The organism is Bradyrhizobium sp. 76, from assembly GCF_023073025.1.
GTDB lineage: Bacteria > Pseudomonadota > Alphaproteobacteria > Rhizobiales > Xanthobacteraceae > Bradyrhizobium.
In genome coordinates this window covers 130,809-144,041 of the sequence record NZ_JADPIS010000102.1, presented here as the reverse complement: position 1 = coordinate 144,041, position 13,233 = coordinate 130,809, and the positions used below count along the sequence as shown (strand labels likewise).

General features: G+C 64.1%; 10 protein-coding genes and 1 pseudogene. 6 read left to right on the top strand and 5 right to left on the bottom strand.

Going from position 1 to position 13,233, the window contains the following annotated elements; all coding sequences use genetic code 11:
• Positions 1-9: 9 nt before the first annotated feature.
• Both carB and IVB48_RS24540 read right to left on the bottom strand, forming a co-directional pair.
• Positions 10-3,474: a carbamoyl-phosphate synthase large subunit gene (carB, locus tag IVB48_RS24545; RefSeq protein WP_027565320.1), complete on the bottom strand. Its 3,465-nt coding sequence runs from the start codon at positions 3,472-3,474 to the stop codon at positions 10-12.
• A gap of 144 nt (positions 3,475-3,618) precedes the next feature.
• On the bottom strand, positions 3,619-4,788 hold the full coding sequence (locus IVB48_RS24540; protein WP_247403761.1) for an MFS transporter: 1,170 nt from the start codon (positions 4,786-4,788) through the stop codon (positions 3,619-3,621).
• Between the two features lie 111 nt (positions 4,789-4,899).
• Here IVB48_RS24540 and IVB48_RS24535 point away from each other — a divergent pair, with 111 nt between their 5' ends.
• Entirely contained in the window at positions 4,900-5,271 is a 372-nt protein-coding gene (locus IVB48_RS24535; protein WP_247403759.1) for a helix-turn-helix transcriptional regulator, read from the top strand.
• Between the two features lie 212 nt (positions 5,272-5,483).
• Here IVB48_RS24535 and IVB48_RS24530 read toward each other — a convergent pair whose 3' ends face one another.
• A complete protein-coding gene (locus IVB48_RS24530; RefSeq protein ID WP_247282519.1) occupies positions 5,484-6,185 on the bottom strand; it encodes a class I SAM-dependent methyltransferase in 702 nt (233 codons plus the stop codon).
• Between the two features lie 113 nt (positions 6,186-6,298).
• Between IVB48_RS24530 and IVB48_RS24525 the strand changes: the two genes are divergently transcribed.
• On the top strand, positions 6,299-6,823 hold the full coding sequence (locus IVB48_RS24525) for a DNA starvation/stationary phase protection protein (protein WP_007596666.1): 525 nt from the start codon (positions 6,299-6,301) through the stop codon (positions 6,821-6,823).
• A 123-nt stretch (positions 6,824-6,946) separates the two neighbouring features.
• Here IVB48_RS24525 and IVB48_RS24520 read toward each other — a convergent pair whose 3' ends face one another.
• Positions 6,947-7,468, bottom strand: coding sequence for a hypothetical protein (locus IVB48_RS24520; RefSeq protein ID WP_247403757.1), 522 nt, complete (start codon positions 7,466-7,468; stop codon positions 6,947-6,949).
• Positions 7,469-7,592: 124 nt separating this feature from the next.
• On the bottom strand, positions 7,593-8,783 hold the full coding sequence (gene carA, locus IVB48_RS24515; protein WP_247403755.1) for a glutamine-hydrolyzing carbamoyl-phosphate synthase small subunit: 1,191 nt from the start codon (positions 8,781-8,783) through the stop codon (positions 7,593-7,595).
• A gap of 145 nt (positions 8,784-8,928) precedes the next feature.
• On the opposite strand from carA, the pseudogene IVB48_RS24510 reads away from it, so the two are divergent.
• The 4 genes and pseudogenes from IVB48_RS24510 to IVB48_RS24495 all read left to right on the top strand — a co-directional run bounded on the left by IVB48_RS24510 (position 8,929) and on the right by IVB48_RS24495 (position 13,232).
• A pseudogene (locus IVB48_RS24510) lies at positions 8,929-9,658 on the top strand (alpha/beta hydrolase).
• A 33-nt stretch (positions 9,659-9,691) separates the two neighbouring features.
• On the top strand, positions 9,692-10,147 hold the full coding sequence (locus IVB48_RS24505) for a GatB/YqeY domain-containing protein (RefSeq protein ID WP_007614677.1): 456 nt from the start codon (positions 9,692-9,694) through the stop codon (positions 10,145-10,147).
• 218 nt (positions 10,148-10,365) lie between these two features.
• Entirely contained in the window at positions 10,366-11,502 is a 1,137-nt protein-coding gene (locus IVB48_RS24500) for an epoxide hydrolase family protein (protein ID WP_247403753.1), read from the top strand.
• 119 nt (positions 11,503-11,621) lie between these two features.
• Positions 11,622-13,232, top strand: a complete 1,611-nt coding sequence (locus tag IVB48_RS24495; protein ID WP_247403751.1) for an acyl-CoA synthetase — start codon at positions 11,622-11,624, stop codon at positions 13,230-13,232.
• Position 13,233: the final 1 nt, after the last annotated feature.

Sequence of the window (13,233 nt, the reverse complement as noted above, 5' to 3'; positions counted from 1 at the left end):
CGCTCGCGATCAGGTTTCCGAAAAGTAGCTCTGCAGGGTCCGAACCTCAAGGTCCCCGCCCAGATAGGCGTGGATGCCCTGCGCGGCCGCCACGGCCCCGGAAAGAGTGGTGTAATACGGCACTTTATGCAAGAGGGCCGCGCGCCGCAGAGAACGGCTGTCGGCGAGCGCCTGCGGGCCTTCGGTGGTGTTGAAGACGAGCTGGACCTCGCCATTGGTGATGGCGTCGACGATGTGCGGCCGGCCCTCCAGCACCTTGTTCACCTTCTCGGTCGGGATGCCCTGGTCGGTCAGGAAGCGGGCCGTGCCCGATGTCGCCAGCACCTTGAAGCCGAGCGAATGCAGCTCGCGAACGGCCTCGGTGATGCGCGTCTTGTCGCTCTCGCGAACCGAGACGAACACCGTGCCCTTGCGCGGCACTCGTGTGCCGCCGCCGAGCTGGCTCTTGGCGAACGCCACCGCGAAGGAGCGATCGATGCCCATGACCTCGCCGGTCGAGCGCATCTCGGGGCCGAGCACGGTATCGACGCCGGGGAAGCGGGCGAACGGAAACACCGATTCCTTCACGCCGACATGGTCGAATTTCGCCTTCTTCAGCTTGAAATCGGCAAGCTTCTCGCCGGCCATGATACGCGCCGCGATCTTCGCGACCGGCGTACCGACCACCTTGGCGACAAAGGGCACCGTGCGCGAGGCGCGCGGATTGACTTCGAGCACGTAGATCTCGCCGTCCTTGATGGCGTATTGCACATTCATGAGGCCGACAACGTCGAGGCCGAGCGCCAGCTCGCGGGTCTGCCGCTCCAGCTCCTCGATCATCTTGTCGTCCAGCGAGTGCGGCGGCAGCGAGCAGGCGCTGTCGCCGGAATGGATGCCGGCTTCCTCGATGTGCTCCATGATGCCGACGATGAAGGTGTCCTTGCCGTCGCAGAGGCAGTCGACGTCGATCTCGGTCGCATCGGACAGATAGCGGTCGAACAGCAGCGGATTCTTGCCGAGCACGGTGTTGATCTGGCCGGTCTTGTCGTTCGGGTAGCGCGCCTTGACGTCCCCCGGCACCAGTTCCGGCAGCGTGCCGAGCAGGTAATCGCTGAGCTGGTTCTCCTCGCGGATGATTTGCATCGCGCGGCCGCCGAGCACGTAGGACGGGCGCACCACCAGCGGCAGGCCGAGATCGGTTGCGACCAGGCGCGCTTGCTCGACCGAATACGCGATGCCGTTCTTCGGCTGCTTCAGCCGCAGCTTGTCGAGCACCCGCTTGAAGCGGTCGCGGTCTTCCGCAAGGTCGATGGCGTCGGGCGAGGTGCCGAGGATCGGCACTTCGGCGGCTTCCAGCGCGCGCGCGAGCTTGAGCGGGGTCTGGCCGCCGAACTGCACGATTACGCCATGCAGCGTGCCGTTCGTGCGTTCCTTTGCGATGATCTCCAGCACGTCCTCGGCGGTGAGCGGCTCGAAATAGAGCCGGTCCGCAGTGTCGTAGTCGGTCGACACCGTCTCCGGGTTGCAGTTGACCATGATGGATTCGTAGCCGGCGTCGTGAAGCGCGAAGCAGGCGTGACAGCAGCAATAGTCGAATTCAATGCCCTGGCCGATTCGGTTCGGGCCGCCGCCGAGGATGATGACCTTCTTCTTGTCGGACGGCGAGCTCTCGTCCGCAGGCGCGCCCGCGAACGGCGCCTCATAGGTCGAGTACATGTAGGCCGTGGGCGAAGCGAACTCGGCCGCGCAGGTGTCGATGCGCTTGTAGACCGGGCGAACGCCGAGCGCGTGGCGCTTCGCCGTGACCTCCGCCTCCGTCGTCTCCGCGATCACCGCAAGCCGGGCATCGGAGAAGCCCATGGCCTTGAGCGTGCGCATGCCGAAGGCGTTGCCCGGCAGGCCGTTCTTGCGGACCTTCGCTTCCATATCGACGATGCCGCGCATCTCACCGAGGAACCACGGATCGATCTTGCAGGAATTGAAGATCTCCTCGTCCGACCAGCCGAGCCGCATCGCCTGCGCGACCTGGAGCAGCCGGTTCGGTGTCGGCGTGCCGAGCGCGGCGCGGATCGCATTCTTGTCATCGTCGCGGCCGAGACCTTCGATCTCGATCTCGTCGAGTCCGGTGAGGCCGGTCTCGAGCCCGCGCAAGGCCTTCTGAAGGCTTTCCTGGAAGGTGCGGCCGATCGCCATCACTTCGCCGACCGACTTCATCGACGTGGTCAGCGTGGTGGAGGCGCCGGGGAATTTCTCGAACGCGAAACGCGGCACCTTGGTGACGACGTAGTCGATCGTCGGCTCGAACGAGGCTGGCGTGGCGCCGCCGGTGATGTCGTTGGCGATTTCGTCGAGCGTGTAGCCGACCGCAAGCTTGGCGGCGACCTTTGCGATCGGAAAGCCGGTGGCTTTCGAAGCCAGGGCGGAGGAACGCGACACGCGCGGATTCATCTCGATGACGACCATGCGGCCGTCTTCGGGATTGACGCCGAACTGCACGTTGGAGCCGCCGGTCTCGACGCCGATCTCGCGCAGCACCGCCAGCGAGGCGTCGCGCATGATCTGGTATTCCTTGTCGGTCAGCGTCAGCGCCGGCGCCACCGTGATGGAATCGCCGGTGTGCACGCCCATCGGATCGAGGTTCTCGATCGAGCAGACGATGATGCAATTGTCTTTCTTGTCGCGCACCACCTCCATCTCGTACTCTTTCCAGCCGAGCACGGATTCTTCGATCAGCACTTCGTTGGTGGGAGACGCATCCAGGCCGCGCTCGATGATATCGAGGAACTCTTCCTTGTTGTAGGCAATGCCGCCGCCGGTGCCGCCCATGGTGAAGGACGGGCGGATGATCGCGGGCAGGCCGATCTCGGAGAGCGCCATCAGCGCCTGGCCGAGCGCATATTCCTGATAGCGCTTGCGGCGGTCGCTCTCGCCGAGCGTCCACTGCCGCTCGAGTTCTTCGAGCGCAGCGCCCGATGCCTTTGCGCGATCGGCCTGGTACTTGTCGCGGAAGGACTTCTTCAGGGCGGAGGCGTTGGCGAGCCGCGACTTCGGCGTCTCGAGCCCGATCTTGGTCATGGCCTCGCGGAACAACTGGCGGTCCTCGGCCTTGTCGATCGCGTCCGCGGTGGCGCCGATCATCTCGACATCGAACTTGTCGAGCGTGCCTTGCTGGCGCAGCGACAGCGCGCAGTTCAGCGCGGTCTGTCCGCCCATGGTCGGCAGCAGCGCGAAGCCGCCGGGAATGACGTGACGTTCTTTCTCGATGATTTTCGCGACGATCTCGGGCGTGATCGGCTCGATATAGGTCGCATCGGCCAATTCCGGGTCGGTCATGATGGTGGCCGGATTGGAATTGACGAGGACGATGCGATAGCCCTCTTCCTTCAGCGTCTTCACCGCCTGGGTGCCCGAATAGTCGAACTCGCAGGCCTGGCCGATCACGATGGGACCGGCGCCGATGATCAGGATGGTGGTGATGTCTGTACGTTTGGGCATCAACTCTCGCCGAAGTGGAATTTGGGCACAAAAAAAGGGCGCGCCTGCTGCGCGTCCCTTTGGCCGAGAGCGCGTTGGTCCCCCTCGCGCGCGGGGTGGGTCTTAGACCAGTTTTCAGGGCGGCGAAACCCCGAAAAACGCCCATCAACCGGCAATTTTGACGGGTTTTGGCCGGGCCTGCCAGCCGCGGGCGAGATGGACCAGAAGAGCCGCCGAAACGCTCAATCCGCCGACCCAGCCCAGATCCGCCGGGCTCCACGCCGCAAGCACGGCGCCGCCCAAGGCTCCGCCGATCGCAAAGCCGAGATACATGGCCGAGGCGTTGAGCGAGAGCGCGATCATCGAGGCCTGCGGCTCGATCCGGATAATGCTGGCGACCTGAGCCGGGTAGAACGCCCATCCCGAGATGCCCCAGAGGAAGATCGCGCCCAGCACCGCATAATGCGCCTGTCCCGGCATCAGCTTCAGGACCAGCGAATGCAGGATCAGCGCGCTGGCCATGCCGGCAAGCCCGAGACCTGCTGTGGCGAGCGTGCCGAGCCGGTCGGCCAGGACGCCGCCGAGCATGTTGCCGATCGCGGCCGCGCCGCCGAACACCAGCAGCGCGAGGCTGATCTGCGAGGCGTCGAATCCAAGGCCGTGCAGCGGGACCGCGAAATAGGTAAACACGGTGAAGCCGCCGAGCGCCCATAAAATCGTGATTAGAAGCGCCGTCAGGACGTTGCGGTGACGCGCCACCGCCAGCCGATCGCTGAGCGAGGCTGTGTTGCGCGGCAGGCCGCGGGGCAGGCCGAGCAGGAGGCCAGCGAGCGCAACGGCGCCGATCAGGGCGACCATGGCAAAGGTCGCGCGCCAGCCGAGCAGGCTGCCGACGAGATTGCCGAGCGGAACGCCGATGACGGTCGCAACCGTGAGGCCCGAGGTGACGAGTGCCACCGCGCGGCCGCGCCGCTCCGGCGCGGCGACGGCCACGGATACGGCCAGCGCGGTCGGCATGCACAGCCCGGAGCCCAGCGCCATCAGCATGCGCGAGGCCAGCAACAGGGCGTAATTCGACGCCACCATGGCCGCGAGGTTTCCGGCAATGAAAGTCGATAGCGCCAGGGCCAGCACGGTGCGGCGGTCGATATTGTTCAGCGTCACCGCCAGGATCGGCGAGCCGACCGCGTAGGTGAGGGCGTAGGCCGTGACCAGCTGGCCGGCGGCGGGGACGGAAATCGCCAGGTCGGTTGCGATAGAGGGCAAAAGCCCAGCAATGACAAAGCCTTCCGTGCCGATCGCAAAGGCCGCCAGGGCCAGCCAGAATACGCTCATCAGGAAAGTCCCTATGTTCAACGTTTATTGAACTATCGGTCGGACCGGGTCGAGAGTCAATTGGTTCAAGAACTATTGAACATTGAGGCCATTTCGCTATGATCTCAGACCATGAGCCGCACGCCTCCTCACCCCACCCGCGAGCAGATCGAACTGCCGATGGTCCTGGATTGCCTGAGCGATCCGATCAGATTGGCGATTGTGTATCAGCTCGCCCAGCAGGAACCTGTCAGCGGCGAGCTGTGCTGCGGCGACTTCAACGCGCTCAGCGGCAAGTCGAATCTTGCCTATCACTTCGCCAAGCTACGCGAATGCGGCCTGATGCAGACCCGCGTCGCCGGCACCAACCGGTTCGTGCGGCTGCGCCGCGCGGATCTGGACGCACGCTTTCCAGGCCTGCTCGATGCAGTCATCACGTCCGCGGCGAAGGATGCCGACCGGCTGCGGCTGCTGTCGGAGCACGATCTGGTTGATGCTGATTGAGGATTGGGCGTGGCTGCGTCACGCGTAGCCCCGCAGGGGCGAAGCGTGGAGACCCGGCCTGGATTTGAACCAGGATAAAGAGCGATGCATCGCCCTCGCGTAGACACTTCCGCCACCGGGCCGCGGCGATCATTACTGATCGGGGTGCGACAAGCCACCTCAGGCAGACGTTATGCTTAACGAACTCAGGAAGCTTATCGAATCCGACAGGTTTACCGAACTAATGGCGGCCGCGCGACGAACGTCATGCGCCAGCTATTGTGGCCGATATTGCGGTGAGCGCGCTGGACCGTGAAGCCGGCTGTCTTGAGCTTGGCGGTGATCTCCTCCTCACTGTAGCGCTGGAGCCCGATGCGCGTGCGCAGCTGACGGTAATCCGACAATGCGGTGCTGATCAGCCCGATCAGCGCATCTTTCAGAAAGCCGTGACGAAGGCCGAAGCTGAGTAGCGCTGTGACGTCCCTGAACATGCCGACATTGGGCTGGAGGATGTCGCCGAGCACCAGCTTGCCGGAGGGCTTCAGGATGCGACGGAAGTTGAGGAGCGCGGCGTCGAGCTCGTCCGGCGCCATGTATTGCGCGACCGAGTTCATCACGACGAGATCGATCGACTGCTCCTGCATGTTGTGGACGTCGTCGAGCGAGCGGACGCGGATTTTCGTGTTCGGGGCAAACCGCGCGATCAACCGGCCGCGCACGCCGGGCGCGGGCTCGGCCAAGATCAGCTTGCCGCAGACAGCCGCGACCTGGCTCGCCGACAGCGCCTCGCCGCAGGCATAGTCGAGCACGGTCGCCTCGGGCGAAGAAATGTAGCCGATGATGTCCCGCGCGATGATCTGGAAGTGCAAGTCGCGATGCAGCTTGCTCACATAGATCGTGTGCGTCGAGTCGTAGTAATCGATCCAATCGTCCATGATATTCGAGGGCCCCGGCCAAACGGTTCCGCTGAAGGAACCGGCGCTGCCCGCCTGCGTTAGGGGTGCGGCGGCGCGCCGTCAATGTCTGCGTCCTAACAGGAAGGTTTCCCGTGAGCAAAGCCCCACAAAAGGTCTCGCCCGACCTCGATACACCCACCGATCTGTCGTCCCAGGCGGTCAACAAGGTTTCGGAGGCGCTCAACGTGCTTCTGGCCGACGCGTTCGCGCTGTATCTGAAGACCAAAAATTTCCACTGGCACATCAGCGGCCGGCATTTCCGCGATTATCATCTGCTGCTTGACGAGCAGTCCGACCAGATCTTCGCCACCACCGACCAGCTCGCCGAGCGCGTCCGCAAGATCGGCGGCACCACGCTGAAATCGATCGGGCAGATTGCCAAGCTCCAGACCATCAAGGACAACAACGAAGACTATGTCCCGCCGCGCGAGATGCTGCGCGAGTTGATGCAGGACAACAAGCATGTCGCCGCCGCAATGCGCAAGGCACACGAGGTCTGCGACGACGCCGGTGACGTCGCCAGCGCCAGCATCCTCGAAAACTTCATCGACGAGACCGAACGCCGTACCTGGTTCCTGTTCGAAGCCACAAGACAGGAAGGTGCGAACGAGGCGTAGGTGACGCTGTCGTAGGGTGGGCAAAGGCGCGCTCTTCGCGCGCCGTGCCCACCATCTATCCGCAGTTCAAACTGTTTGGTGGGCACGCTTCGCTTTGCCCACCCTACTGCACCGTCTTTGTAGCTACCGCCACAACCGCATCAACGCCCCATCCTTCCCCGTCACCGGATCGGCCGGCGGCAGCGCGACGTTTGGAATCGTCTTCAGCGCTTTCGCGTGGTTCTCCGGCGTTGCGCGGGTGACCTCCATCTTCGCACCCGGCGGATAAGCGCCGATCACGCAGAAATCCTCGCTCGCCTTGATGCGTTGGTGACCTGTGCCGGCGGGCAGGATCGCGACGTCGCCGGCCTTGATCTCCAGCTCCTGGCCATGGTCGCCGCCGAAGCGAACGCGCGCGCTGCCACGCGCAACGCCGAGCACCTCGTGCACCGTCGCGTGATAATGCAGATAGTCGAAGACGCCATTGCGCCACGTGCCGCCCCAGCCGTTCGCTTCGAACAAGCGTTCGATCGTCTCTTCCGGCTGTCTGGAATCGAGCTTCACCGCGGCCTGGTAGACCAGGAAGGGGAGGATATTGTTCGGCACGAGCCCGTCATCCTCAAACACGATGGCGAGCGGCTCGGCATTGTCGCGGACGACGGACATAAGGGGCTCCTGCGTGAGCGTAGCAGGGATCAACGAAGGGAGCTAAGCGGTGTTCCTTTGACAAAAAGCCCAGGACTTGGCCCGGGCTCTTTGTCATGACGTTAATTGCGAAAGAGCGCGCGCCCTACGCGGTCTTCTTCTGCCGCATCAGATCCGCAAAACGCTGGAATAGATAGTGCGAGTCGCGCGGACCCGGGGAGGCCTCGGGGTGGTACTGCACCGAGAACACCGGCTTGCCGTCGAGCTGGATGCCGCAATTGGAGCCGTCGAACAGCGAGATGTGGGTCTGCGTCGCGCCGGTCGGCAGGGTGCTCTCGTCCACGGCAAAGCCGTGGTTCATCGAGGTGATCTCGACCTTGCCGGTGGTCTCGTCCTTCACGGGATGATTGGCGCCGTGATGGCCCTGGTGCATCTTCTTGGTCTTGGCGCCGACGGCGAGGCCGAGCATCTGATGGCCGAGACAAATTCCGAATGTCGGCGTGCCCGACTTGATCACGTCCTGGATCACGGGCACGGCATATTTGCCGGTCGCGGCCGGATCGCCGGGACCGTTCGACAGGAACACGCCGTCCGGTTTCATCGCCAGGATGTCCTCGGATGACGTCGTTGCCGGCACCACCGTCACCTTGCAACCGACGCCGGCGAGCAGGCGCAGAATGTTGCGCTTGATGCCGTAATCAATGGCGACCACGTTGAACTCAGGCTTGTCCTGACGGCCAAAGCCCTTGTCCCAGAGCCAGGGCGTCTCGTCCCACGTGAAGCGCTGGCCGGAGGTGACCATCGGCACGAGGTCCATGCCCTCGAGGCCGGGCCATTCGCGCGCTTCTTCCTTCAGGCCGTGCAGGTCGAACTCGCCATCCCTGGCGTGTGCGATCACGGCGTTGGGCATGCCCTTGTTGCGGATCAGCGCGGTCAGCGCGCGGGTGTCGATGCCGGACAGGCCGATGATGCCGCGGGCCTTCAGCCACTGGTCGAGGTGCTTGGTGGCGCGGTAGTTCGAGGGATCGGTGATCGCGGTGCGCAGGATCACGCCGCGCGCGCCGGGCGTCGCGGCCATGTTCACCGTCTCGATGTCGTCGTCGTTGGTGCCGACATTGCCGATATGCGGGAACGTGAAGGTGATGAGCTGGCCGGCATAGGAGGGATCGGTGAGGATCTCCTCGTAGCCGGTCATCGCGGTGTTGAAGCAGACCTCACCGACGGCTTGGCCTTCGGCGCCGAGGCCAAAGCCTTCCAGCACCGTGCCATCGGCAAGCACCAACAGCGCGGTCGGTTTGTGGTCCGGCCAGGCGTGATCGTTATCATGTTGTGTCATGAGCCCGGTTCATAGTCCCCGCGGGCGCCGACGTCAAAGCGGAGATGCGCCGATTCACATGCGTTTTGCATATTTGACAGGTCGCCTTGGGCCCCTAAGCTCCGCGGCACAATTTCCGACCAATTCCGGGGCTTGGGAGGCAATAATGGACCAGACGACACCGATTCTGCTGGTTCCGGGATTAGCCTCCTCGGCCCGGATCTATGCGCCGGTCATCCCGTCGCTGTGGCGGTTCGGCCCGGTGATGGTCGCCAACCATATTCGCGATGACAACATGGCGGCGATCGCCCGGCGGGTGCTGAGCGAGGCGCCGCCGCGCTTCGCGCTCGCCGGCCATTCCATGGGCGGCTATATCGCGCTCGAGATCATGCGCCAGGCGCCCGAGCGGGTGGCCAGGCTGGCATTGATCAACACTCAGGCGCGGCCCGACACGGAGGAGGCGACCGCGCGCCGCCGTGGCCTGATGGAGCGGGCCAGGCGCGGCGAGCTGCGTGCCGCGCGCGAGGAGATGTTTCCCGAACTGGTGCATCCGTCGCGCCGCGACGATGCCGGTATTCGCCAGCTCGTGCATGAGCAGGGCGAGGACGTCGGCGTCGAAGGCTATCTGCGACAGCAGACCGCGATCATCGCGCGGGTGGATTCACGGCCGACGCTTGCGACGATCAAATGCCCGACATTGGTGCTGACGGGCGATGCGGACAACACGATTCCCAACGCACTCTCGAAGGAGATGGCGGAGGGCATTGCCGGTGCAAGGCTCGTCGTTTTGGAGGATTGCGGACACCTGCCGCAGCCGGAGCAGCCCGCGGCGACGGTACGCGCGCTGGTCGAATGGCTGGGCCCCCCCGGTTGTCTCAGGGCCGCGAACGGCCTAGATCAGGCCTCGGATATGCTAGGGGAGCACGATCATGCTGCGCGACGACATCAACAATGCGGTCAAGGAGGCCATGAAGGCCAAGGAAGAGCGCAAGCTGTCCACGCTGCGCATGGTCAATTCGACCATCAAGAACGCCGACATCGAGGCGCGCGGCAGCGGCAAGCCGCCGCTCTCGGACGCGGACCTGCTCGGCGTGTTTCAGAAGATGATCAAGCAGCGCCAGGAATCGGTCGAGCTCTACGAGAAGGGCGGCCGTGCCGAGCTCGCGGCGCAGGAGCGCGAGGAGATCGCGGTGATCTCGGCGTATCTGCCGAAGCAGATGTCGGACGACGACGTCAAGAAGGCGATCTCGGATGCCATCGCCGAGACCGGCGCCGCCGGCATGAAGGACATGGGCAAGGTGATCGCCGTGCTGAAGACGAAGTACGCCGGCCAGATGGATTTCGGCAAGGCTTCCGGTTTGGTGAAGGCTGCTCTGACGGGCTAGTTCTTGCCCTCTCCCCTTGTGGGAGAGGGGGATCGCCGCGTAGCGGCGAGACGGGTGAGGGGGCTCGCTCCGCGTGTGCCACTCTCACGACAAGAATTGCCGACAGAAACCCCTCATCCGGCGCTTCGCGCCACCTTCTCCCACAAGGAAGAAGGGTGCACCTTTGATGCGGCGCCCGTTCGGTCTACTCTCTCCCATAGACAAATCGGGAGCAACCGATGACTGCCATCAAGCCGTTTCGCATCGCCATCAGCGACGACATTCTCACCGACCTCAAATCGCGCCTCGCCCGCACGCGCTGGCCGGAGGCGGAGCTGGTCGACGACTGGAGCCAGGGTGCGCCGCTGAAATGGATCCAGGAGATCTGTGCCTATTGGGCTGATGGCTATGACTGGCGCGCGCGCGAGGCAAAACTCAACCGCTTCGAGCAGTTCACCACCGAGATCGACGGGCTCGACATCCACTTCCTGCATGCGCGCTCGAAGGAGCCGTCGGCGCTGCCGCTGATCATCACCCATGGCTGGCCCGGCTCGATCGTCGAATTCCAGAAGGTGATCGCGCCGCTGGTCGATCCTGTCGCGCATGGCGGCAATCCCGCCGATGCTTTCCACGTCGTCTGTCCGTCGCTGCCGGGCTTTGGGTTCTCCGGCAAGCCGAACACCACCGGCTGGGGCGTCGATCGTATCGCCGCGACCTGGGCCAAGCTGATGGACCGGCTCGGCTATATCAGTTATGGCGCGCAGGGCGGCGACTGGGGCTCGGCGGTGACGACCTCGCTTGGCATGCAGGATGACGAGCATTGCACCGGCATCCACATCACGCTCGCCTTCAACGCCGCGCCGAAGGTCGAGGGCGAACCGACACCGGAAGAGAAACGCGCGCTCGCGGGCCTCAAGCATTACGTCGACCTCGACTCCGGCTATTCGAAGCAGCAATCGACGCGGCCGCAGACACTCGGCTACGGTTTAACCGATTCGCCGAGCGGACAGGCGGCCTGGATTCTGGAAAAATTCTGGGCCTGGACCGATTGCAACGGTCATCCCGAAAACATCTTCACCAAGGACGAACTGCTCGACAACGTCATGCTCTACTGGGCGACGGAGACGGCGACCTCGTCTGCGCGGCTCTATTGGGAAAGTTTCGGCAAGCGCCGGACCTCGCCGGTCGTCAAGGTGCCGACGGGCGTGGCTGTCTTCCCCAAGGAGATCATCACGCCGGTGCGGCGCTGGATGGAGCCGAATTTTCACAACATCACGCATTGGAGCGAGATGGAGAAGGGCGGGCATTTCGCCGCATTCGAGCAGCCGGAGCTGTATGTCGGCGAGGTCAGAAAGTTCTTCCGGACGGTGCGCTGAGACGCATTCTCCGTCAGGCCCGGGCTTGTCCCGGGCATCCACGCCCTTAAACTCAGGTCAAACAAGAACGTGGATGGCCGGGACAAGTCCGGTCAAGACGACGCTGCCGGGAAACGACCATGCTCACTGAAGCCAACACCTATGACGAACTCTACAGCAATTTCCACTGGGAGATCCCGGCGCGCTTCAACCTGGCGGAGGCTTGCTGCGATCGCCACGCCGACGGCACCGGCCGGCTCGCGTTGGTCTATGTCGACGAGAACGGCGCCATCACGCGCACATCCTTTGATGAAGTTGCGGAGATGTCGCGCCGCTTCGCCAATGTGCTGAAGGCAGATGGTCTTGCCCGCGGCGACCGCGTCGCGGTGTTCCTGTCGCAGTCGCTGGAGCTGCCGATCGCGCACATGGCCGCGTTCCGTTCGGCGATGATCTCCATTCCGCTGTTCGCGCTGTTCGGCGAAGACGCGCTGGAATTCCGTCTGTCGAACTCGCAGGCCAAGGCGATCGTCACCGACAAGGCGGGCTGGGAGAAGCTTTCGAAGATTCGCGACCGCCTGCCGGAGCTGAAGAATGTCTACATCGTTGGCGAACGAACGCCGACGGGCACGACATCGTTCTGGGATTCGGTCAAGGCGGCATCGCCCGACTTCACGCTGGTGGACACGTCTGCAGACGATCCCGCGCTGATCATCTACACCTCGGGCACGACAGGCAATCCGAAGGGCGCGCTGCACGCACACCGCGTCGTGCTCGGGCATCTCCCCAATGTCGAGATGTGCCACAACTTCCTGCCGCGCCCCGGCGATCTGATGTGGACGCCGGCGGATTGGGCCTGGATCGGTGGCCTCATCAACGGCCTGTTCGCGTTCTGGTATCACGGCATTCCCCTGGTCGGCCACCGCGCGCGAAAGTTTGAGCCGCAAGCGGCGATGCAGATGATGGCCGATCTCGGCGTGCGCAATGTCTTCCTGCCGCCGACCGCGCTGAAGCTGATGCGGCAGGCCGGCGTGACGCATTCCGGAGTCAAGCTGCGCAGCATCTTTACCGGCGGCGAGTCCCTCGGCGGCGAGCTGCTCGGCTGGGTGCGCGAGACTTTCGGCGTCGACGCGCACGAGGTGTTTGGCCAGACCGAATGCAATCTCGTGATCGGCAGCAACGCGAATCTGTTTCCGATCCGCCCCGGTTCGATGGGCAAGGCGACGCCGGGTTTCGATGTTCGCATCGTCAACGACAGAGGCGAGGAGCAGCCACGTGGCCAGCGCGGCATCATCGGCGTGCGCCAACCCTGTCCTTGCACGATGCTCGAATACTGGCGCAATCCGGAGGCGACGGCGAAGAAATATGCTGGCGAGTTCCTGCTCACCGGCGATCTCGGCGTGCAGGACGAGGACGGTTACTTCTGGTACGTGAGCCGCGAGGACGACGTCATCACCACCGCCGGTTATCGCGTCGGTCCTTCCGAGATCGAGCACACGCTGATGAAGCACCCGGCGGTGGCGATGGCGGCGGTGGTCGGCATTCCCGATCCGATCCGCACTGAATCGATCAAGGCCTGGATCGTGCTGCGCCCGGGCTTCGCCGCCGGCGACGCACTCGCGCGCGAGATCCAGGAGTTCGTCAAGGTGCAACTCGCCGCCCACGAATACCCGCGCTTCGTGGAGTTCGCGGAGACACTGCCGATGACCGCCACCGGAAAGGTGCTGCGGCGCGAGCTGCGAGCGCTCGGGTAGA

Bases quoted from the DNA above. Each gene is read 5' to 3' on its own strand.
- carA (WP_247403755.1), bottom strand. From the start codon at position 8,783: ATGACACAACATGATAACGATCACGCCTGGCCGGACCACAAACCGACC.
- IVB48_RS24495 (WP_247403751.1), top strand. From the start codon at position 11,622: ATGCTCACTGAAGCCAACACCTATGACGAACTCTACAGCAATTTCCAC.
- IVB48_RS24520 (WP_247403757.1), bottom strand. From the start codon at position 7,468: ATGTCCGTCGTCCGCGACAATGCCGAGCCGCTCGCCATCGTGTTTGAG.
- IVB48_RS24535 (WP_247403759.1), top strand. From the start codon at position 4,900: ATGAGCCGCACGCCTCCTCACCCCACCCGCGAGCAGATCGAACTGCCG.
- IVB48_RS24505 (WP_007614677.1), top strand. From the start codon at position 9,692: ATGCTGCGCGACGACATCAACAATGCGGTCAAGGAGGCCATGAAGGCC.
- IVB48_RS24530 (WP_247282519.1), bottom strand. From the start codon at position 6,185: ATGGACGATTGGATCGATTACTACGACTCGACGCACACGATCTATGTG.
- IVB48_RS24540 (WP_247403761.1), bottom strand. From the start codon at position 4,788: ATGAGCGTATTCTGGCTGGCCCTGGCGGCCTTTGCGATCGGCACGGAA.
- IVB48_RS24500 (WP_247403753.1), top strand. From the start codon at position 10,366: ATGACTGCCATCAAGCCGTTTCGCATCGCCATCAGCGACGACATTCTC.
- carB (WP_027565320.1), bottom strand. From the start codon at position 3,474: ATGCCCAAACGTACAGACATCACCACCATCCTGATCATCGGCGCCGGT.